The following is a 19,036-nucleotide window of genomic DNA, read 5'->3' as shown; positions in this document are numbered from 1 at the left end:
TCTTTATGTGTGAGGATGCAATAAAGGCGGCGTTTTGGTAAAGTGATGGTAGACACAAGCGGCAGAAGGTGGAATAAGGATGAAGAAATATTTTAAATTTCAAAAACTGAATGGGATTTCTCCTTATATATGGACGATTTTTTTCATCTTGCCTTTTTATTTTATTTTTAAAAGCTCTTCTACCTTTGTCATCGTGGCCGGCATCATTTTCACGCTTGTTTTCTTTGGCGCATACCGCTTTGCATTTGTTGCAAAAGGCTGGCCGCTTTACTTATGGGCGTTTCTTCTGATCGGCATTTCGACCGGATCAGTCATGCTGTTCAGCTATATTTATTTCGCTTTCTTTATCGCCTACTTCATCGGCCATATCCGGGACAAAGTTCCATTTTACATCTTATATTACATTCATATCATCAGTGCGGCGATTGCCGTCAACTTCAGCCTTGTTCTGAAAAAAGACTGGTTTTTGACGCAAATCCCGTTTATCGTCATTACTCTGATCAGTGCCATCCTGCTCCCGCTCAGCATTCGAAGCAGAAAGGCACGAGAGCGCCTCGAGGAGAAATTAGAATATGCAAATGAACGAATCGCGGATCTTGTGAAGCTGGAAGAAAGGCAGCGCATCGCCCGGGACCTTCACGATACACTTGGACAAAAGCTCTCCTTAATCGGACTGAAAAGCGACCTTGCCCGGAAGTTGATTTACAAGGACCCTGAACAGGCCCGCACTGAGCTGAAAAGCGTTCAACAGACGGCCCGCACCTCCTTAAATGAGGTCAGACAAATTGTCTCGTCGATGAAAGGCATCCGATTGAAGGATGAGCTCGGCAATGTTCGGCAAATTCTTGAAGCGGCAGGAATTGAATTTGTGTATGAAGAAAAAGAAGCGCCAAAACATATCTCTCTGCTGAACGAAAACATCGTCAGCATGTGCATTAAAGAAGCCGTCACCAATGTCGTGAAACACAGCGGCGCCAAAGTATGCCGCATCACCATTCAGCAGCTTTGGAAAGAGGTTGTCATTACGGTAGAAGACGACGGCAGCTTTCAATGCAGAGAAGACCGCTTTTTTTCACAGGGAAACGGCCTGCTTGGAATGAGAGAACGGCTTGAATTCGCGAATGGCAGTTTAGCCATCGATACAGCTGCCGGAACAAAGCTGACCATGAGAATCCCAAATGATTCAAAATCAAAAGAAAAGGATGGTAGCAGATGATCAACATCTTCATTGCCGAGGATCAGCAAATGCTGCTTGGCGCACTCGGTTCGCTGTTGAATTTAGAAGAGGATATGACGGTTGTCGGCCAAGGCACAAGCGGCCAGGATGCCATCGATTTCGTCGAAAAACACGCTCCTGATATCTGTCTGATGGATATTGAAATGCCCGGGGTATCAGGTCTTGAGGCGGCGGAAAAGCTCAAGGACAGGGATGTGAAAATCATCATTTTGACGACCTTTGCCCGCTCCGGCTATTTTCAGCGGGCGCTAAAAGCGGGCGTCAGCGGTTACATGCTCAAGGACAGCCCGAGTGAGGAGCTCGTCAGCGCCATCCGCAGTGTTATGAAAGGAAGACGCGTCTACGCCCCTGAATTAATGGAGGACATCTATGGTGAAGAAAACCCGCTGACTGAACGGGAAAAAGCGGTGCTCGAACTCGTCGCAGACGGAAAAAATACGAAAGAAATCGCAAACGCCCTCAGCATCAAAAGCGGTACAGTCCGCAATTACGTTTCGATGATTCTGGATAAATTAGAAGTGAAAAATCGAATTGAGGCCATTACCCGATCAAAGGAAAAGGGCTGGTTTAAGTAACCAGCCCTCCTTGTTCAGCCAGTGTTTTTGCACTGGCTTATTTTTTTAGCCGTCACTCTGTCTCTTCCTTCCACTTCTTATCAATCAGCATTTTCCCCGGCCATGTGTATGCCATGATGCCGCCGTCTGCGGTGATGTCTTCTCCTGTGACGTAAGAACTGTCGTCTGAAGCGAGGAAGAGCGCGACAGCCGCCATTTCTTCCGGTTTTCCGAGCCGGCCGAGCGGCGTGATCCATTTGTTGGCTTCACGGAACGCCTCGCCCATTTCGTCTTCTTTCGTGCCTGCCAATTTATCAATGAGCGGCGTTTCAATCGTGCCCGGCGATAAGGAATTGACACGGATTCCGCTTCTGGCGTAATCAATGGCCATTGCTTTAGTCAGGTTCGTGATTCCGCCTTTTGCGGCGTTATAGCCGGAGCGGTCAAGGTCTGCGGCCCGGCCTGACATGGAGGAGGTGTTAATGATAGAGCCTCCCTTTTCGAGCATAAGCGGAATGAGATATTTGCTGCACAGAAATGTGCCGCGCAGATCGACGGCGATGATCCGGTCAAAAAGCTCGACCGGGTATTCATGGACTTTGCCGCCCTCTTGGTCAACACCGGCATTGTTAAAAAGAATATCAATTGTTCCGTACTTTTGCTGAATGCCGTCTGCAAAAGACTTTACGTTTTCTTCGTCTGATACATCAAGATGAAAGGCCTCTGCTTCTCCGCCGTTTTTTCTGATGGCGCTGACGGTTTCATTCAGTTCGCTTTCATTGATGTCACCGCAGATCACGCGGGCGCCTTCATCGGCGAAAACCCGTGCCGTCGCTTGTCCGATGCCTGTCGCGGCCCCTGTGATGATTGCGGTTTTGTCTGTTAATCTTCCCATATTGCGATTCCTCCTTTTTCTATATCTGTTCCCGCTGATTAGGGGGATAAACATATAGAACTTCATTTCTAAATACCTATTAAATATGTTAATATTATGTATATACATCATTGGGAGGCTTACATATTTTGAAGATACAGCATAAGAAGGAGATAGCGCTTTATTGTTATACCGTTGTCCCTATATGGTTTGCTATCTCCATCGTCATCGCTATTTTTTCTCATGACATCACATTTCCTCTCACCGTAAGAAATGTTCTGCATGAGTTTTTGCGAAACATGGGATCTCTTCTCTTATTTAGTTTGTTTTTCTACCCGTCATACATATGGATGAAGAAGGAATTCGGCCGCTGGAAAGAAGAAGAAAGGAGAGGATGATCAGCATTCTCTCTTTTTTATTGATAAAATGGGTGAAATGAATCCATTAACATGTTAAATTTACAATATATGCATCTGCTGATCCAGTTGACAATTGTCACCGCATATGATAAATAGATGCTGAAAAGATTTTACATACCAACAAAGCATAATTAAAGGAGAGATCTGAAGTGCGGAAAAAAAAGTTTAAAGCAGAATCCAAGCGTTTGCTGGATATGATGATTAACTCCATTTATACGCAGAAGGAAATTTTCCTCAGAGAGTTAATTTCCAATGCGAGCGATGCGATTGACAAAATCTATTACAAGGCGCTAACCGATGATTCTTTAACGTTTGATCAAGACAATTACTACATAAAAGTGACGGCGGACAAAGATGCAAGAACGCTCACTGTCACAGATACCGGTATCGGAATGACAAAAGACGAGCTTGAACAGCATCTCGGAACGATTGCGAAAAGCGGTTCACTCGCTTTCAAGCAAGAAAATGACACGAAAGACGGCCATGACATTATCGGCCAGTTCGGCGTCGGGTTTTATGCGGCGTTTATGGTGGCTGATAAAGTCACGGTGAAAAGTAAAGCGCTCGGCAGTGACGAGGCGTATGTATGGGAGTCGGAAGGGGCTGCCGGCTACACGATCGAGCCGTGTGACAAGGAAACCGTCGGTACGGAAATCACCCTGAAAATAAAAGAAAACACAGAAGATGAAAGCTATGATGAGTTTTTAGAAAACTACCGCATCAAAGCGATCGTGAAAAAGTACTCAGATTTTATCCGCTACCCGATCAAAATGGAAGAGACGGTCAACAAGCCGAAAGAGGGAAGCGAGAACGAGTTTGAAGAGGTTCAGGAAGAACAGACGGTCAACAGCATGGTGCCGATCTGGAGAAAAAACAAAAGCGAGCTGACGGATGAGGATTACGAGGCTTTTTACGCTGAGAAGCATTATGGCTTCGATAAACCGCTGACCCACGTGCACATCAGTGTCGATGGAGCGGTGCGCTACAATTCGATTTTGTTTATTCCGGAAAACATGCCGTTTGACTATTATACGAAGGAATTCGAAAAAGGATTGGAGCTGTATTCCAACGGCGTGCTGATCATGAACAAATGCGCGGACCTGCTTCCGGATCATTTCAGCTTTGTAAAAGGCATGGTGGATTCTGAAGATCTGTCGCTGAACATTTCCAGAGAAATGCTGCAGCATGACCGCCAGCTGAAGCTGATTGCGAAAAACATCAATAAAAAAATCAAAGCCGAGCTGAAGAGCCTGCTGAAGAACAAAAGGGAAAAATACGAATCTTTCTATGAATCTTTCGGCAGACAGCTGAAATTCGGCGTCTACAATGATTTCGGCGCGAATAAAGACGTATTAAAAGACCTGCTTCTTTTCTATTCTTCTAAAGAGAAAAAGCTCGTCACACTGGATGAATATGTGTCCAGAATGCCTGAGGATCAAAAATATATCTATTACGCGTCCGGCGATTCATATGAGCGGATTGAAAAGCTGCCGCAAACTGAAATGGTGGCGGACAAAGGCTACGAGATTCTATATTTCACGGAAGATATTGATGAGTTCGCGATCAAAATGCTGACAAGCTATGAGGAAAAAGAGTTCAAATCCGTATCTAGCGCCGACTTAGGCATCGACAGTGACGAAGATGAAAAGCAGACTGAAGCCGAAGAAAACGAATATAAAGACCTGTTTGAAAGCATGAAAGACATTCTTGCGGATAAAGTCAAGAATGTCAGAGCATCAAAACGCTTGAAATCTCATCCGGTCTGCTTTGCGACAGACGGCGAAGTGACGATCGAAATGGAGAAAGTGTTAAACGCCATGCCTGACAGCCAGCAGGTCAAAGCGGAAAAAGTGCTGGAAATCAACCCGAATCACGAAGTGTTTGAGACGTTAAAGAACGCGCACGGACAAGATCGGGAAAAGCTTGCTTTATACACAAATCTTCTGTACAATCAGGCGCTTCTGATTGAAGGGCTGCCGATCCATGATCCGGTCGAATTTACGAATGATATTTGCAAAGTCATGGTATGACGCCAAAAAAGGAATCGCCCATCGGGGGCGATTCCTTTTTTTATTACAGCGTGCGCTGTTTAAGAATTTGATTTTTTTTGCTGCGCTTCTTTAAGGAGAACCGTTTTTTCAAGTGTGTTTCGATTTCTTCTAAACTTCTGCCCTTCGTTTCAGGAACGATGTAAGCGGCGAAGAAGAAGGATGTGAGGCAGATGACTGAGAAAATTCCGAATACCCAGCCGATGCCCATGGCGCTCAGCATAAGCGGGAATACCAGTGAAACGACCAGGTTTGTTGCCGACAGAATCAATGTCGTAAATCCGGTTGCGGCCCCGCGTGCGTTTGACGGGAACAGTTCCGGCATCAGGACCCATACGACGGGACCCCATGTCGCCTGGTAAAAGACGATATAGATTCCGAGAAACAGCACGGTCAGCCAAGCCGTTGAAGCTGACAGGCCGGCCAGAAGGAGAATGGCTGATAATGACGCCAGGCTCAAGGTGATGCCGATGCTTCCCCACATCAGCAGTTTTTTCCGGCCGATCCGGTCAATTAGGATCATGGCGGTGATACACATGATGACGTTTAAGACACCGATTCCCATTGTGCCGAGAACGGACGCCGAGGTGCCGAGTCCGGCCTTTGTAAAGATGGTCGGCGCATAGTAAATCACCGTGTTGATACCGACCGCCTGCTGGAAGATGGCGAGGCCGATCCCGATCAGCAGCATAGGGCGGATCCATTTTGCTTTCAGCAAGCCGAGCGTAGATTCTTTTTTCTCAGCTTCACCTTGTTTCATTTCCGCCAATTCAACGGCGATATCCTCTTTGTCGTGCGTCATTTCCATGACTTGTCTGGCTTCCTGTTCACGGCCGCGTTTGACGAGCCATCTCGGTGATTCCGGCATAAACGCGATTCCGATTAATAACAGCGCCGCCGGTACTGCGGCGAGACCGACCATCCAGCGCCAAGCTTCAAATGGGGTGAATATGTAATTCACAATATATGCAAGTAAAATTCCGGTTACAATCATTAAGTTATTCAATGTGCCAAGCGTTCCGCGTATTTTTGTCGGAGCCATCTCAGAAAGATAAACGGGAACAAGCGCCGTTGAACCGCCGACGGCTAATCCGAGAATGACACGTGAGATGATCAGCATGGTGACGGTTTGCGAAGCTGCGCAGGCAAGCGCGCCAAGAATAAAAATGAGTGAAAGGACGAAAACGACTTTTCTCCGGCCCCATCGGTCAGAGCATGTCCCGCTTAAGGCGGACCCGAAAATCGCACCGAGCAGCAGCATGCTGACGACCAATCCCTCAGTCAGCGTGTTTAAAGGAATATCATTGTTGATAAAAAGCAAAGCCCCTGAAATCACGCCGGTGTCATAACCGTAAAGCAGCCCGCCTAATGCTCCGAAAAAGTAAATCAGATATTTTTTGGTGTTTTTCTTCACAGATGATCCTCCTCATCTTTTAGGAACGCATAATAGTTTATTTAGATAACTATTTCATTCCCCTGTGAAAAAAATATAAACCTTCAAAAAAAAACACGCCCTTTTAAAGGCGTGTTTCTTTTTTCTTAGGAAAACAGCTTGTCGATAAACGCGATTTCTTCTGCAGAAAGCGTAATGGAGGCTGCTTTCATATTGTCTTTTAATTGATCCGCGCGTTTGGCGCCCGGAATCAGAATGTCGATTTCAGGTCTGGCCAAATACCAGGCAAGCACGATATGCGCCGTGTCGGCATTGTGCTTCTCGGCAATCGGTTTGAGCTGGTTGACTTTTTTGATGTTTTCTTTAAACTGCTCCCCTTGGAAATGCGCCTGATCATTGCGCAAATCGCCTTCAGGGAAGGTGGTGTTCTCGTCGTATTTGCCGGCTAGCAGTCCGGATACGAGCGGGAAGTACGGGATGAATGAGATGCTGTGTTCTGTCGTATAAGGGAAGAAAGTCTTTTCCGCCTCGCGGTTCAGCAGGTTGTATTCCCCTTGAATCACATCGACTAAGCCATTCTTATTGGCTTCTTTCAGCTGCTCCAGAGAGAAATTGGAGACGCCGATGGAACGGATTTTTCCTTCTTTTTTCATCTCATTCAATGCTTGGACAGCTTCGTCCTTCGGTGTGTGCTCATCCGGGAAATGGATGTAGAATAAATCAATGTAATCAGTCTGCAGACGTTTCAGGCTGTCTTCGACCGATTGTTTCAAAAAGGCCGGTGAGTTGTCGAAAACAAAGTCATTGCCTTCTTTTCTGTGCGCGGCTTTTGTGGCGATGAAGACATCCTCGCGGTTAAACTCTTTCAGCACCTCGCCGATTAATTCTTCAGAACGGCCCACCCCGTAAATATAGGCGGTATCTAACATGGTAACGCCGCTTTTAATCGCTTCCCGGACCAATTCTTTTCCCGTCTCTTCATTCAGATTCGGATAGAGATTGTGTCCGCCGACCGCATTTGTTCCCAAACCGATCGGAAATACTTGTAGGTCAGTTTTGCCGATTGTTACTTTGCTCATGTTTTCGCCCCCTGAAAAAGTAGATTAGGATATCACAGCGCCTGCCGGAAAAATACGGCAGCGTTCTCTATTAATTGTAACGCTATGCCAAGTGAATGTCGATTTGGTGCTCTTGACAATACTTTGTATATTCCTCATCAAGCTGCTGAGAAGTGACGATGCTGTGAAGCCGGTCGAAAGGCGCGTATGTCAGAAGCGTGGATTTGCCGAATTTGGAATGGTCCGCGAGCAGATACACTTCGTTCGCCTTTTCGGAAATTTTCTTTTTCACCTCGTATTCCAACAAGTCGGAATTCGTCAGGCCGTGGGTGATCGTTGTCCCGGTAGCGGACATGAACGCCTTGTTAATATTGTATTTATTGAGGGTGCTCGGATCATCAATGCCGACAAATGACCTTGTCTTCCGCTTGTAGTTGCTGCCGATGATGATCAGGTCGACATTTTTCATGGATGAAGCGGCGTTAATAATATCAAGACTGTTCGTCAGCACCGTCACATTCTTATCCGGATCAAGCGTCTCCAGCATCGATTTGGTCGTCGTGCCGGAATCAATAAACACAAGATCGTGATCCTCGATAAACCGTGACGCATAACGGGCGATTTTGATTTTTTCATCCTGATGTTGAATGGTGCGGTTCTCAAAAGGGACGAGCATGGATTTTTCTGCTGATGTCACGCCGCCGTACACCTTTTTGATCACCCCTTTTTCCGCAAGCTTATTAATATCGCGTCTGACCGTGTTTTTAGAGACGTTGAAAACCTCGCACAGCTCATCCAGCGAAGTGGCTCCGTGTTTGAGAATGTATTCTTCCATCTCCTGAATCCGCATCAGTTTCATAAAAAAACTCCTTCTAGAATTCTTAAAGTAATTAAAATATATAATAAACACCAAGAGTTAATCAATATTTACTTAACAAATGATAAAAAAGATGGATCTCCCGTACGATTCGACACCATTCTTCAAGTTTCTGTTTTCCCGATCCAAAAAGGTATGATGAAAATAATGAAAAAATTTTGATTTTTTAGATTGACTTGAAGTGGTGTGGGGATTAAAATGTAACCAAGAAATGACCAAAATGTAACCCGTAAAATTAAAAATGATAGATGTAACCGTTTGCTTGGGTCGGTACATGACCAACTTTTACATGGAAAGAATGGGAGACACCATCATTTTAGCATTTGTAAGCGTTTAATTCATGTCTTTTGTATGTAAAAGATGAATATATCCATCCGTTATTACCCAGCTGAACAGGATGTTTACTATTTAAGGAGGCAATGAGCATGGCAGAGATCAGAAAACTGAAAAACTACATCAATGGTGAATGGGTTGAAAGTAAGACAGATCAATATGAAGACGTTGTCAATCCGGCTACAAAAGAAGTGATGTGCCAAGTTCCGATTTCTACGCGGGAGGATGTGGAATACGCCGTCCGCTCAGCGTCAGAAGCGTTTAAAACATGGTCGAAGACGGCAGTGCCGCGCCGTGCGAGAATTCTATTTAACTATCAGCAGCTTCTTCAGCAAAACAAAGAAGAGCTTGCCCGTCTGATTACATTGGAAAACGGTAAAAACACGACAGAAGCACTCGGTGAAGTGGGACGCGGAATTGAAAACGTCGAATTCGCAGCGGGCGCGCCGTCACTCATGATGGGCGATTCACTTGCCTCTATCGCCACAGATGTAGAAGCGGCGAACTACCGCTATCCGATCGGGGTGGTCGGCGGTATCGCACCGTTCAATTTCCCGATGATGGTCCCGTGCTGGATGTTCCCGATGGCCATTTCGTTAGGAAACACGTTCATTCTGAAGCCGTCTGAGCGCACGCCGCTGTTAACGGAAAAACTGGCAGAGCTGTTTGAACAGGCCGGTCTGCCGAAGGGCGTCTTCAATGTCGTGCACGGCGCGCATGACGTCGTAAACGGCATTCTTGAACATCCGGAGATTAAAGCCATCTCATTCGTCGGTTCAAAACCTGTCGGCGAGTATGTTTTCAAAAAAGGCAGCGAACATTTGAAACGAGTGCAGGCGTTAACGGGGGCGAAAAACCACACGATCGTGCTGAATGACGCCCACCTTGAAGATACAGTCACAAACATTATCGGAGCGGCATTCGGTTCGGCAGGAGAGCGCTGTATGGCTTGCGCGGTTGTGACGGTTGAAGAGGGAATCGCCGATGAGTTTATGGCGAAATTACAGGAAAAGGCCGCGGACATCAAGCTCGGAAACGGACTGGATGACGGCGTGTTCTTAGGCCCGGTCATCCGCGAGGACAACAAGAAGCGTACGCACAGCTATATTGAAAAAGGTATCGAAGAGGGAGCGAGACTGCTTTGTGACGGCCGTGAACATGTAACGGAAGACGGCTATTTCGTCGGACCGACGATTTTTGACAACGTGACGACAGATATGACGATCTGGAAAGATGAAATCTTTGCGCCCGTTCTGTCGGTCATGCGTGTGAAAAACTTAAAAGAAGCGGTTGACATCGCCAACCAGTCTGAATTTGCGAACGGCGCCTGCCTGTTCACTTCAAATGCGAACGCGATCCGCTACTTCCGTGAAAATATTGACGCGGGAATGCTCGGGATCAACCTTGGCGTCCCGGCGCCGATGGCATTCTTCCCATTCTCAGGCTGGAAGTCTTCTTTCTTCGGCACATTGCACGCAAATGGAAAAGACAGCGTTGACTTTTATACACGTAAAAAAGTCGTGACGGCACGATATCCATCTCCTGATTTCAATTGACAGCCGGCCCGGACGGCTTTGTGATTCCGTCCGGGTTTCTTTTACCATCAATTAAGGAGGAATACACATGAGTCATTTGCTGCGCAAACCGCAGGCCGATGAGATTTCTCAAGGCGTGAACATCATACATGACGTCACTTCAGCCAATTCAGGCCTCAAATACGTCGGATTTAAAGTCGTTGATCTCGCTCCCGGCTCAACATATACAGAAGATTTGAAAAAGACGGAGTGCTGCATCGTGGCGCTCACGGGAAAAATCACCGTCACAGATCATGATCAGGCATTTGAAAGCATCGGCACCCGTGAAAGCGTATTTGAAAGAAAGCCGACGGACAGTGTTTATGTGTCCAATGACCGCTCCTTTGACATCACAGCCGTCAGCGGGGCGAGGGTCGCGCTGTGCTATTCTCCGTCCGAACACCAGCTTCCGACAAAGCTGATTAAAGCGGAAGACAACAGTGTGGAACATCGCGGCAAGCTGGCAAACAAACGAACCGTTCATAACATTCTCCCCGATTCAGATCCATCGGCAAACAGCCTTCTCGTTGTTGAAGTTTACACGGACAGCGGCAACTGGTCGAGCTATCCGCCGCATAAACATGACCAAGACAATCTGCCGGCTGAATCCTTTTTAGAAGAAACCTATTACCATGAAACGGACCCGCCCCAGGGGTTTGTCTTCCAGCGTGTGTACACGGACAACCGCTCGATTGACGAGACGATGACCGCAGAAAATGAAAACGTTGTCATCGTGCCGGCAGGCTATCACCCGGTTGGTGTTCCGGACGGGTATACCTCTTACTACCTGAATGTAATGGCGGGACCGACACGAAAATGGAAGTTTCATAATGATCCGGCCCATGAATGGATTCTGGAACGCTGACAAGTGAGGAGTGGCAGATAACGATGAAGTATACGTTTAATGAAGAAAAAGAGTTTGATATTGTCGCAATCGGACGCGCGTGTATTGATTTGAACGCGGCGGAATACAATCGGCCGATGGAAGAAACGATGACGTTTTCTAAATATGTCGGCGGTTCCCCGGCAAATATTACGATCGGCAGCGCCAAGCTCGGATTAAAAGCCGGTTTTATCGGCAAAATCCCGGACGACCAGCATGGCAGATTCATCGTTTCCTATATGCAGGGAAAGGGCGTTGATACGTCACAAATGGCCGTTGACAAAGAAGGGCGCAAAGCCGGACTCGCTTTTACGGAAATTCTCAGTCCCGAAGAGTGCAGCATTCTGATGTACAGAGATAACGTGGCGGATCTGTATCTTGAGCCGTCGGAAGTCAATGAAGGCTACATCGCAAACGCGAAAATGCTGCTCGTATCAGGCACGGCGCTTGCAAAAAGCCCGTCACGCGAAGCTGTCCTAAAAGCGGTGCATATCGCAAAAAAACATGACGTAAAAGTCGTTTTTGAGCTCGACTACCGTCCGTATACATGGCAATCGGCAGAAGAAACCGCCGTGTATTACACGCTGGCGGCGGAACAATCCGATATCGTCATCGGAACGCGTGAAGAATTTGACGTAATGGAAAACCGCAGCGGCGGAAATAACGATGAAACCGTCCGCCGTTTGTTTGCGCATTCCGCCGATCTTGTTGTCATTAAGCACGGCGTTGACGGATCATACGCATACAGCAGATCGGGAGAAGTTTTCCGTGCGCGCGCCTATAAAACAAAGGTGCTTAAGACGTTTGGAGCGGGTGATTCCTATGCGTCTGCCTTCATCTACGGACTTGTCAGCGGCCGGGATATTGAAACGGCCTTAAAATACGGGAGCGCTTCCGCTTCCATCGTCGTCAGCAAACACAGCTCGTCAGAAGCCATGCCGGCTGCCGGTGAAATCCTCGAGCTGATTGAAGCGCAGCACAGCCTGAATGGTAAATAGAACGTATAAAAGGTGGGATCGTTTGTGGGCAAGACAATTCGCTTAACGACAGCACAAGCGCTGATTAAATTCTTGAACCGGCAGTATATTCATGTTGATGGGAATGAAGAGCCGTTCGTTGAGGGCATTTTCACGATTTTCGGCCATGGAAATGTGTTAGGGATCGGGCAGGCGCTTGAGCAGGACGCCGGGCACCTGAAAGTGTATCAAGGCAAAAATGAACAAGGCATGGCGCATGCCGCAATGGCATACAGCAAGCAGATGCTGAGAAGAAAAATTTACGCGGTATCGACATCGGTCGGTCCGGGTGCCGCAAATTTGACGGCTGCCGCGGGTACGGCGCTGGCCAATAACATTCCGGTGCTGCTGCTTCCGGCTGATACATTTGCGACGAGGCAGCCTGACCCGGTGCTTCAGCAGGTGGAGCAGGAATACAGTGCCGCCGTCACGACAAACGATGCGTTAAAGCCCGTGTCCCGCTATTGGGACCGCATCACCCGCCCCGAGCAGCTGATGAGCAGCTTAATCCGGGCCTTTGAAGTGATGACGGATCCGGCAAAAGCGGGCCCGGCGACAATCTGCATTTCTCAGGATGTCGAGGGAGAAGCATATGATTTTGATGAACGCTTCTTTGAAAAACGCGTTCATTACATTGACCGGATGCAGCCGAGCGAGCGTGAACTGAAAGGCGCCGCGGAGAGAATCAAGGAGAGCAGCCGTCCCGTCATTTTAGTGGGCGGAGGCGCGAAGTATTCCGGGGCACGCGAGGAATTGATTGCGCTTTCTGAAACATACGGGATTCCGCTTGTCGAAACGCAGGCCGGCAAGTCAACGGTTGAAGCTGATTTCGCCAACAATCTGGGCGGCATGGGCATCACAGGCACTCTCGCCGCGAACAAAGCCGCCCGCCAGGCTGATCTTATCATCGGTGTGGGCACACGGTATACGGACTTTGCGACATCCTCGAAAACGGCGTTTGATTTTGACAAAGCAAAATTCCTGAATATCAATGTCAGCCGCATGCAGGCTTACAAGCTTGACGCATTTCAGGTCGTAGCCGATGCGAAGGTGACGCTCGGCAGACTGCACGGCTTATTAGACGGATACAAAAGTGCATTCGGCACGGCGATTAAAGACTGGAAAGATGAATGGCTCGCTGAACGGGACCGGCTCGGCAAAGTCACTTTTACACGTGACGCATTCGAACCGGAAATTAAGAACCATTTCTCACAGGACGTGTTAAACGAGTATGCCGACGCACTCGAGACTGAGCTGCCGCAAACAACGGCGCTGTTGACCATCAACGAGACGATTCCTGAAGACAGCGTCGTCATCAGTTCGGCGGGCTCTCTTCCGGGAGATCTGCAGCGGCTGTGGCATTCCAATGTCCCGAATACGTACCATCTGGAGTACGGCTATTCCTGTATGGGATATGAAGTATCAGGCACGCTCGGCCTCAAGCTGGCCCACCCTGACAAAGAAGTCTATTCACTCGTCGGTGACGGAAGCTTTCTGATGCTGCACTCAGAGCTGATTACCGCGCTTCAATATAACAAAAAAATCAATGTCCTGCTCTTTGATAACTCCGGCTTCGGCTGTATCAGCAACCTGCAGATGGATCACGGCGGCGGCAGTTATTTCTGTGAGTTCCGCACCGGGGACAATCAGATTTTAAACGTTGATTACGCGAAGGTGGCAGAGGGCTACGGCGCTAAAACATACAGAGCCAATACGGTTGAAGAGCTGAAGGCGGCGCTTGAAGATGCGAAAACCCAAGACGTATCCACTTTAATTGAAATGAAGGTTCTGCCGAAAACGATGACGAACGGCTATGACAGCTGGTGGCACGTCGGTGTGGCAGAAGTGTCTGAGCAGGAAAGCGTTCAACGGGCATTCGAAGCGAAAGAGATGAAGCTGAAGTCTGCGAAGCAGTACTAGAGGGGAGGCATCACGATGGGCAAACAAGATATTCTGTGGGGCATCGCTCCCATTGGATGGCGCAATGATGATATGCCGGAAATCGGAGCCGGGAATACGCTGCAGCATCTGTTGAGCGATATTGTCGTCGCCGGCTTTCAAGGAACGGAAGCGGGAGGGTTTTTCCCTGAACCTTCCGTCCTGAATAAGGAACTGGCTCTCCGAAACTTGCGGATTGCGGGGAAGTGGTTCAGCAGCTTTATCATTCAAGACGGTATTGAAAAAACGGCTGAATCATTTACGGAACACTGCGATTATTTGCAGAAAGTCGGAGCGGATGCCGCCATCGTTTCTGAACAGACGTACAGTGTCCAGGGCTTGGAGATTGATGTTTTTAAGAAAAAACCGCACTTCTCAGATGAAGAATGGGTTACGCTGTGCAATGGCTTAAACCGTCTCGGGAAAATCGCGAAGGAATACGGGCTGAACCTCACTTTTCATCATCATCTCGGCACAGGCGTCCAGACGGCGGAAGAAGTTGACCGGCTGATGGAAGGAACGGACCCCCGGTATGTCCATTTACTTTATGATACCGGCCATGCCTATATCTCCGACGGAGACTGCATGACGATTCTCAACAAGCATATGGATCGGATCAGACACGTTCATTTCAAAGATGCGCGGATTGACATTATGGAGCGGTGCAGACAAGAAGGCAAATCATTCAGGCAGTCGTTTTTACAGGGCATTTTCACGGTTCCCGGAGACGGATGCATCGACTTTACCGAAGTGTACCGGACGCTCATCCGTCATGATTATTCAGGCTGGATCGTCATTGAAGCCGAACAAGACCCCGCAATCGCCAATCCGCTTGAGTACGCGCTGATAGCGAGAAAGTATATCGACAGTGAACTGCTTGATCCTGCAAATTAGAGGGGGGCTTATATGAATCGTGCCATGGCGGAATCAGCTTTCAGCAAAAGGACCATCTATGGCCGGTATTTTGCTCATATGTGTGACGGCCATCGGGCTTGTCTTCGCACCGAATACGTCCGGCAATCCGCTTGAACAGATTCAGCAGGAACTGTACGGTGCTCCTCAGGACGGCAGCGACAAAAGAAAGACGAGAACCATTATTTGATTATCATAAGGAGTGGCGATCAATGAACTTACGTATAGGTGTTATCGGAACCGGTGCTATCGGAAAGGAGCACATCAACCGCATCACAAATAAGCTGTCCGGAGCGGAAATTACCGCTGTAACAGATGTGAATCAGGAGGCCGCGAAGCAGACCGTTCAGGATTTCGAATTAAACGCCTCCGTTTATCCTGATGACGACAGCCTCCTCGCTTCTGAAAATGTGGACGCCGTCTTAGTGACAAGCTGGGGCCCGGCTCACGAGTCCAGCGTTTTGAAAGCGATTCAGCACGGAAAGTACGTGTTTTGTGAAAAGCCGCTCGCCACGACGGCAGAAGGCTGTATGCGCATCGTCAAAGAAGAAATGAAGACGGGTAAACGTTTAGTTCAGGTAGGCTTCATGCGCAGATATGACAGCGGTTACATTCAGCTGAAAGAAGCGATCGACAATCGTGCGGTCGGTGAGCCGCTGATGATTCACTGTGCGCACCGCAACCCGACAGTCGCATCGAATTATTCAACAGACATGGCCGTCGTCGATACGCTCGTTCATGAAATTGATGTCCTCCACTGGCTCGTCAATGACGATTATGAATCCGTACAAGTCATCTATCCGAAGAAATCAAAAAATGCGCTGCCGCATCTGAAAGATCCGCAGATGGTCATCATCGAAACAAAAGGCGGCATCGTCATCAATGCCGAAATCTATGTGAACTGCAAATACGGCTATGACATTCAATGTGAAATCGTCGGGGAAGACGGTGTTATCAAGCTTCCGGAGCCATCAAGCATCAGCTTGAGAAAAGAAGGAAAACTCAGCACCGATATCCTGATGGATTGGCAGCGCCGATTTGTGGCTGCGTATGATGCGGAAATTCAGGACTTCATTGATTCGATCCGGAAAAAGGGCGAAGTCAGCGGTCCGACGGCATGGGACGGTTATATTGCCGCGGTGACAACTGACGCGTGCGTAAAAGCTCAGGAATCCGGACAGAAAGAGCCAGTGGCGCTGCAAGAAAAACCGGCATTCTATCAATCCTTTACGACTGTGAGCAAATAATAGATTTGGAGTGAAAACAATGAAACTGGCCTTAGATCCATCCATGTACCGTGATGATTTAACGTTAGAGGAAATGGTCTATAAAACGGCGGAGCTCGGATACGAGTATATCGAACTGTCCCCCCGCGAGGATTTCTGTCCTTTCTATAAATATCCGAAAGTCGATTCAGCAAAAATCAAACAATTGAAGCGTCTTTTAAAGGATACAGGCGTGAAGCTGTCCTCTCTTCTGCCGCTTTACCACTGGGCGGGGCCTGATGAAGACCGCCGCCAGGCCGCTGTGCGCAACTGGAAACGGGCGATCGAAATTGCGGTTGAGCTTGAAGTGGATTTGATGAACAGTGAATTCAGCGGTTCAAAATATGATCCGTTGACAAGTGAAGAAAAATTCATCAAGTCCATGGATGAGCTGCTGCCCGTCTTTGAAAAAGAAGGCGTTAAACTCAATCTGCAGGCCCACCCGTACGATTTTATCGAGACGCACAAAGGTGCGATGGATATGATCCGCGCGCTTGATAAGGATTGGATCAATCTTGTCTACTCGACGGCACATACGTTCTTTTACGATGACGGCAAAGGCGATATTGCGACTATGTTTGATGAAGCCGGCGGCCGCCTCACACATGTTTTATTTGCAGATACCTTTAATCATAAAGCGGCTCACGGCCTGCGTTACATCGTCAATCCGCCTGACGCGAAAGTAACGGTTCATCAGCATTTGGACATCGGGCAAGGCGAGGTTGATTTTGATACGATTTTCAAAAAAATGAGAGAGATGAAGTTCGACGGAATTGCGACGAATGCCGTTTTCGCTTGGGTCGGCGAAAGAGCGGATGAATCAAGCCGGTTCATGCTTAAGAAATTAAAAGAAGAATTAGGTATGGCATAAGCTTTAGTACGGAGTTCGGCGGGGCGGAAAGGCTCCTCAGCTAAACGCAGATGGGAGAGGCTGACATGAAACTTTGCTTTAATGAAGCGACAACGCTGGAGAATTCAAACTTGAAACAGGATTTAGAGCTGTGCGAAAAGCACGGCTATGATTATATTGAAATCCGCACAATGGATAAACTGCCGGAATACTTAAAAGATCATTCACTGGCTGATCTGGCGGAATATTTTCAAACCCATCACATTAAACCGCTTGCCCTGAACGCACTAGTTTTCTTCAACAACCGTGATGAGCAGGGATATAGGGAGACCATTTCGGAATTCAAAAGCATGATGGAAACGTGCAGAGCGCTCGGCGTGAAATATGTGGTGGCTGTGCCGCTGGTGACAGATCGGAAAATCTTAAAAGAAGAAATCAAAAAGAGCAGTATAGAGGTTCTGACTGAGCTTTCGGACATCGCGGAGCCGTACGGCGTAAACATTGCCCTTGAATTTGTCGGCCACCCGCAATGCACGGTCAATACATTTGAACAGGCGTATGACATCGTGAACGCTGTCGGCCGCGATAATGTCGGGCTTGTGTTTGACAGCTTTCATTTCCACGCGATGGGCTCCAATATTGAAAGCCTGAGGCAGGCGGACGGAAAGAAAATTTTCATCTATCATATCGACGATACAGAAGATTTCCCGATCGGCTTTTTAACGGATGAAGACCGCGTCTGGCCGGGGAAGGGAGCGATTGACTTAGACGCCCACCTGTCAGCGTTAAGGGATATCGGATTCAATGATGTTGTCTCCGTAGAACTGTTCAGGCCTGAATATTATAAGCTGACCGCGGAGGAAACGATCAAAACGGCAAAGGAAACAACGGAAGCCGTCGTATCAAAATACTTCATGAAGGAGGCGTGAACATGGCTTTTGTCACCATGAAACATCTTCTTGCAGAAGCGAAACGGGAGCAGTATGCAGTCGGCCAGTTTAATATAAACGGTCTGCAATGGACGAAGGCGATTCTGCAAGCGGCGCAAAAGGAGCAATCGCCGGTCATCGCCGCGGCTTCCGATCGTCTGGTCGATTATTTAGGCGGCTTTAAAACGATTGCCGCCATGGTCAGCGCGTTAATGGAGGAAATGGCGATTACCGTTCCCGTCGTGCTTCATCTTGATCACGGAAGCAGTGCGGAACGCTGCAGACAGGCCATTGACGCCGGATTCAGCTCAGTGATGATTGACGGCTCCCATCAGCCGATTGACGAGAACATCGCGATGACAAAAGAAGTCACCGATTATGCCGCAAAGCACGGCGTGTCAGTAGAAGCCGAAGTCGGCACGGTCGGCGGCATGGAAGACGGTCTGGTCGGCGGTGTCCGCTATGCCGATATCACGGAATGTGAGCGGATTGTCAAAGAAACCAGCATCGACGCGCTGGCCGCCGCCCTCGGCTCTGTACACGGCAAATATCAGGGTGAGCCGAACCTCGGATTTAAGGAGATGGAAGCGATCTCCCGCATGACTGATATTCCTCTCGTTCTTCACGGGGCATCCGGAATTCCGCAGGATCAGATCCAAAAAGCCATCACGCTCGGCCACGCGAAAATCAATATCAACACGGAATGTATGGTCGCCTGGACAGACGAAACACGCCGCATGTTTCAGAAAACCAGCGATCTGTATGAGCCGCGCGGCTACATGATACCCGGCATTGAAGCTGTAGAAGAGACGGTGCGAAGCAAAATGAGAGCGTTCGGATCAGCCGGAAAAGCCGCTAAACAGCAGGTCGGCTGAA

At 48.2% G+C, this 19,036-nt stretch carries 16 protein-coding genes and 1 pseudogene; 13 read left to right on the top strand and 4 right to left on the bottom strand.

The window, feature by feature from the left end:
* Positions 1–79 precede the first annotated feature (79 nt).
* Positions 80–1,216 carry a sensor histidine kinase gene (locus tag AADZ70_RS14395; RefSeq protein WP_064779183.1) on the top strand — a complete coding sequence of 379 codons (1,137 nt, stop codon included), beginning with the start codon at positions 80–82 and terminating at the stop codon, positions 1,214–1,216.
* Entirely contained in the window at positions 1,213–1,812 is a 600-nt protein-coding gene (locus tag AADZ70_RS14390; protein WP_045925587.1) for a response regulator transcription factor, read from the top strand. The genes AADZ70_RS14395 and AADZ70_RS14390 overlap by 4 nt, the downstream gene beginning before the upstream one ends.
* A 52-nt stretch (positions 1,813–1,864) precedes the next feature.
* Here AADZ70_RS14390 and AADZ70_RS14385 read toward each other — a convergent pair whose 3' ends face one another.
* Positions 1,865–2,686: an SDR family oxidoreductase gene (locus tag AADZ70_RS14385; protein WP_045925586.1), complete on the bottom strand. Its 822-nt coding sequence runs from the start codon at positions 2,684–2,686 to the stop codon at positions 1,865–1,867.
* Positions 2,687–3,233: 547 nt separating this feature from the next.
* On the opposite strand from AADZ70_RS14385, the gene htpG reads away from it, so the two are divergent.
* On the top strand, positions 3,234–5,114 hold the full coding sequence (htpG, locus tag AADZ70_RS14380; RefSeq protein ID WP_016937414.1) for a molecular chaperone HtpG: 1,881 nt from the start codon (positions 3,234–3,236) through the stop codon (positions 5,112–5,114).
* A 43-nt stretch (positions 5,115–5,157) separates the two neighbouring features.
* Here the strand turns inward: htpG and AADZ70_RS14375 are convergent, their stop codons facing one another.
* The 3 genes from AADZ70_RS14375 to AADZ70_RS14365 form a co-directional block, all read right to left on the bottom strand.
* Positions 5,158–6,546 (bottom strand): sugar porter family MFS transporter, encoded by a 1,389-nt coding sequence (locus tag AADZ70_RS14375; protein ID WP_342007246.1) that lies wholly within the window; start codon positions 6,544–6,546, stop codon positions 5,158–5,160.
* 125 nt (positions 6,547–6,671) lie between these two features.
* Complete coding sequence (locus AADZ70_RS14370) at positions 6,672–7,604, bottom strand: aldo/keto reductase (protein ID WP_342007245.1); 933 nt, start codon at positions 7,602–7,604, stop codon at positions 6,672–6,674.
* An 82-nt stretch (positions 7,605–7,686) separates the two neighbouring features.
* Entirely contained in the window at positions 7,687–8,442 is a 756-nt protein-coding gene (locus tag AADZ70_RS14365; RefSeq protein ID WP_016937417.1) for a DeoR/GlpR family DNA-binding transcription regulator, read from the bottom strand.
* 443 nt (positions 8,443–8,885) lie between these two features.
* Between AADZ70_RS14365 and iolA the strand changes: the two genes are divergently transcribed.
* From iolA to iolJ, 10 genes and pseudogenes are all read left to right on the top strand, one after another.
* Entirely contained in the window at positions 8,886–10,349 is a 1,464-nt protein-coding gene (gene iolA, locus AADZ70_RS14360; RefSeq protein ID WP_016937418.1) for a methylmalonate-semialdehyde dehydrogenase, read from the top strand.
* A 67-nt stretch (positions 10,350–10,416) separates the two neighbouring features.
* A complete protein-coding gene (gene iolB, locus AADZ70_RS14355; protein ID WP_342007244.1) occupies positions 10,417–11,232 on the top strand; it encodes a 5-deoxy-glucuronate isomerase in 816 nt (271 codons plus the stop codon).
* 23 nt (positions 11,233–11,255) lie between these two features.
* A complete protein-coding gene (iolC, locus tag AADZ70_RS14350) occupies positions 11,256–12,248 on the top strand; it encodes a 5-dehydro-2-deoxygluconokinase (RefSeq protein ID WP_342007243.1) in 993 nt (330 codons plus the stop codon).
* Positions 12,249–12,272: 24 nt separating this feature from the next.
* Positions 12,273–14,186, top strand: a complete 1,914-nt coding sequence (iolD, locus tag AADZ70_RS14345; RefSeq protein ID WP_342007242.1) for a 3D-(3,5/4)-trihydroxycyclohexane-1,2-dione acylhydrolase (decyclizing) — start codon at positions 12,273–12,275, stop codon at positions 14,184–14,186.
* A 15-nt stretch (positions 14,187–14,201) separates the two neighbouring features.
* Positions 14,202–15,098 (top strand): myo-inosose-2 dehydratase, encoded by an 897-nt coding sequence (gene iolE, locus AADZ70_RS14340; protein WP_047477444.1) that lies wholly within the window; start codon positions 14,202–14,204, stop codon positions 15,096–15,098.
* Between the two features lie 49 nt (positions 15,099–15,147).
* Positions 15,148–15,306, top strand: a pseudogene (locus AADZ70_RS14335) (MFS transporter); the annotation flags it as partial.
* Positions 15,307–15,328: 22 nt separating this feature from the next.
* Entirely contained in the window at positions 15,329–16,363 is a 1,035-nt protein-coding gene (locus AADZ70_RS14330; RefSeq protein WP_342007241.1) for a Gfo/Idh/MocA family oxidoreductase, read from the top strand.
* Between the two features lie 19 nt (positions 16,364–16,382).
* Positions 16,383–17,252, top strand: coding sequence for a sugar phosphate isomerase/epimerase (locus AADZ70_RS14325; protein ID WP_064779175.1), 870 nt, complete (start codon positions 16,383–16,385; stop codon positions 17,250–17,252).
* 65 nt (positions 17,253–17,317) lie between these two features.
* A complete protein-coding gene (iolI, locus tag AADZ70_RS14320) occupies positions 17,318–18,160 on the top strand; it encodes a 2-keto-myo-inositol isomerase (protein ID WP_064779174.1) in 843 nt (280 codons plus the stop codon).
* Between the two features lie 2 nt (positions 18,161–18,162).
* Positions 18,163–19,035 (top strand): 6-phospho-5-dehydro-2-deoxy-D-gluconate aldolase, encoded by an 873-nt coding sequence (gene iolJ, locus AADZ70_RS14315; protein ID WP_049627678.1) that lies wholly within the window; start codon positions 18,163–18,165, stop codon positions 19,033–19,035.
* The last annotated feature ends 1 nt before the right edge of the window (position 19,036 follow it).

The sequence above is a fragment of the Bacillus sp. YBsi01 genome (assembly GCF_038406745.1).
Lineage (GTDB): Bacteria > Bacillota > Bacilli > Bacillales > Bacillaceae > Bacillus > Bacillus siamensis.
Note: the sequence above shows the minus strand (reverse complement) of the source record. Positions and strands in the feature narration are given on the sequence as shown.

Excerpts from the sequence above, each read along its gene's own strand:
- AADZ70_RS14365 (WP_016937417.1), bottom strand. The coding sequence starts at position 8,442 with ATGAAACTGATGCGGATTCAGGAGATGGAAGAATACATTCTCAAACAC.
- AADZ70_RS14370 (WP_342007245.1), bottom strand. The coding sequence starts at position 7,604 with ATGAGCAAAGTAACAATCGGCAAAACTGACCTACAAGTATTTCCGATC.
- iolB (WP_342007244.1), top strand. The coding sequence starts at position 10,417 with ATGAGTCATTTGCTGCGCAAACCGCAGGCCGATGAGATTTCTCAAGGC.
- iolJ (WP_049627678.1), top strand. The coding sequence starts at position 18,163 with ATGGCTTTTGTCACCATGAAACATCTTCTTGCAGAAGCGAAACGGGAG.
- AADZ70_RS14325 (WP_064779175.1), top strand. The coding sequence starts at position 16,383 with ATGAAACTGGCCTTAGATCCATCCATGTACCGTGATGATTTAACGTTA.
- AADZ70_RS14330 (WP_342007241.1), top strand. The coding sequence starts at position 15,329 with ATGAACTTACGTATAGGTGTTATCGGAACCGGTGCTATCGGAAAGGAG.
- AADZ70_RS14390 (WP_045925587.1), top strand. The coding sequence starts at position 1,213 with ATGATCAACATCTTCATTGCCGAGGATCAGCAAATGCTGCTTGGCGCA.
- iolA (WP_016937418.1), top strand. The coding sequence starts at position 8,886 with ATGGCAGAGATCAGAAAACTGAAAAACTACATCAATGGTGAATGGGTT.
- AADZ70_RS14395 (WP_064779183.1), top strand. The coding sequence starts at position 80 with ATGAAGAAATATTTTAAATTTCAAAAACTGAATGGGATTTCTCCTTAT.
- AADZ70_RS14385 (WP_045925586.1), bottom strand. The coding sequence starts at position 2,686 with ATGGGAAGATTAACAGACAAAACCGCAATCATCACAGGGGCCGCGACA.
- iolI (WP_064779174.1), top strand. The coding sequence starts at position 17,318 with ATGAAACTTTGCTTTAATGAAGCGACAACGCTGGAGAATTCAAACTTG.
- iolC (WP_342007243.1), top strand. The coding sequence starts at position 11,256 with ATGAAGTATACGTTTAATGAAGAAAAAGAGTTTGATATTGTCGCAATC.
- iolE (WP_047477444.1), top strand. The coding sequence starts at position 14,202 with ATGGGCAAACAAGATATTCTGTGGGGCATCGCTCCCATTGGATGGCGC.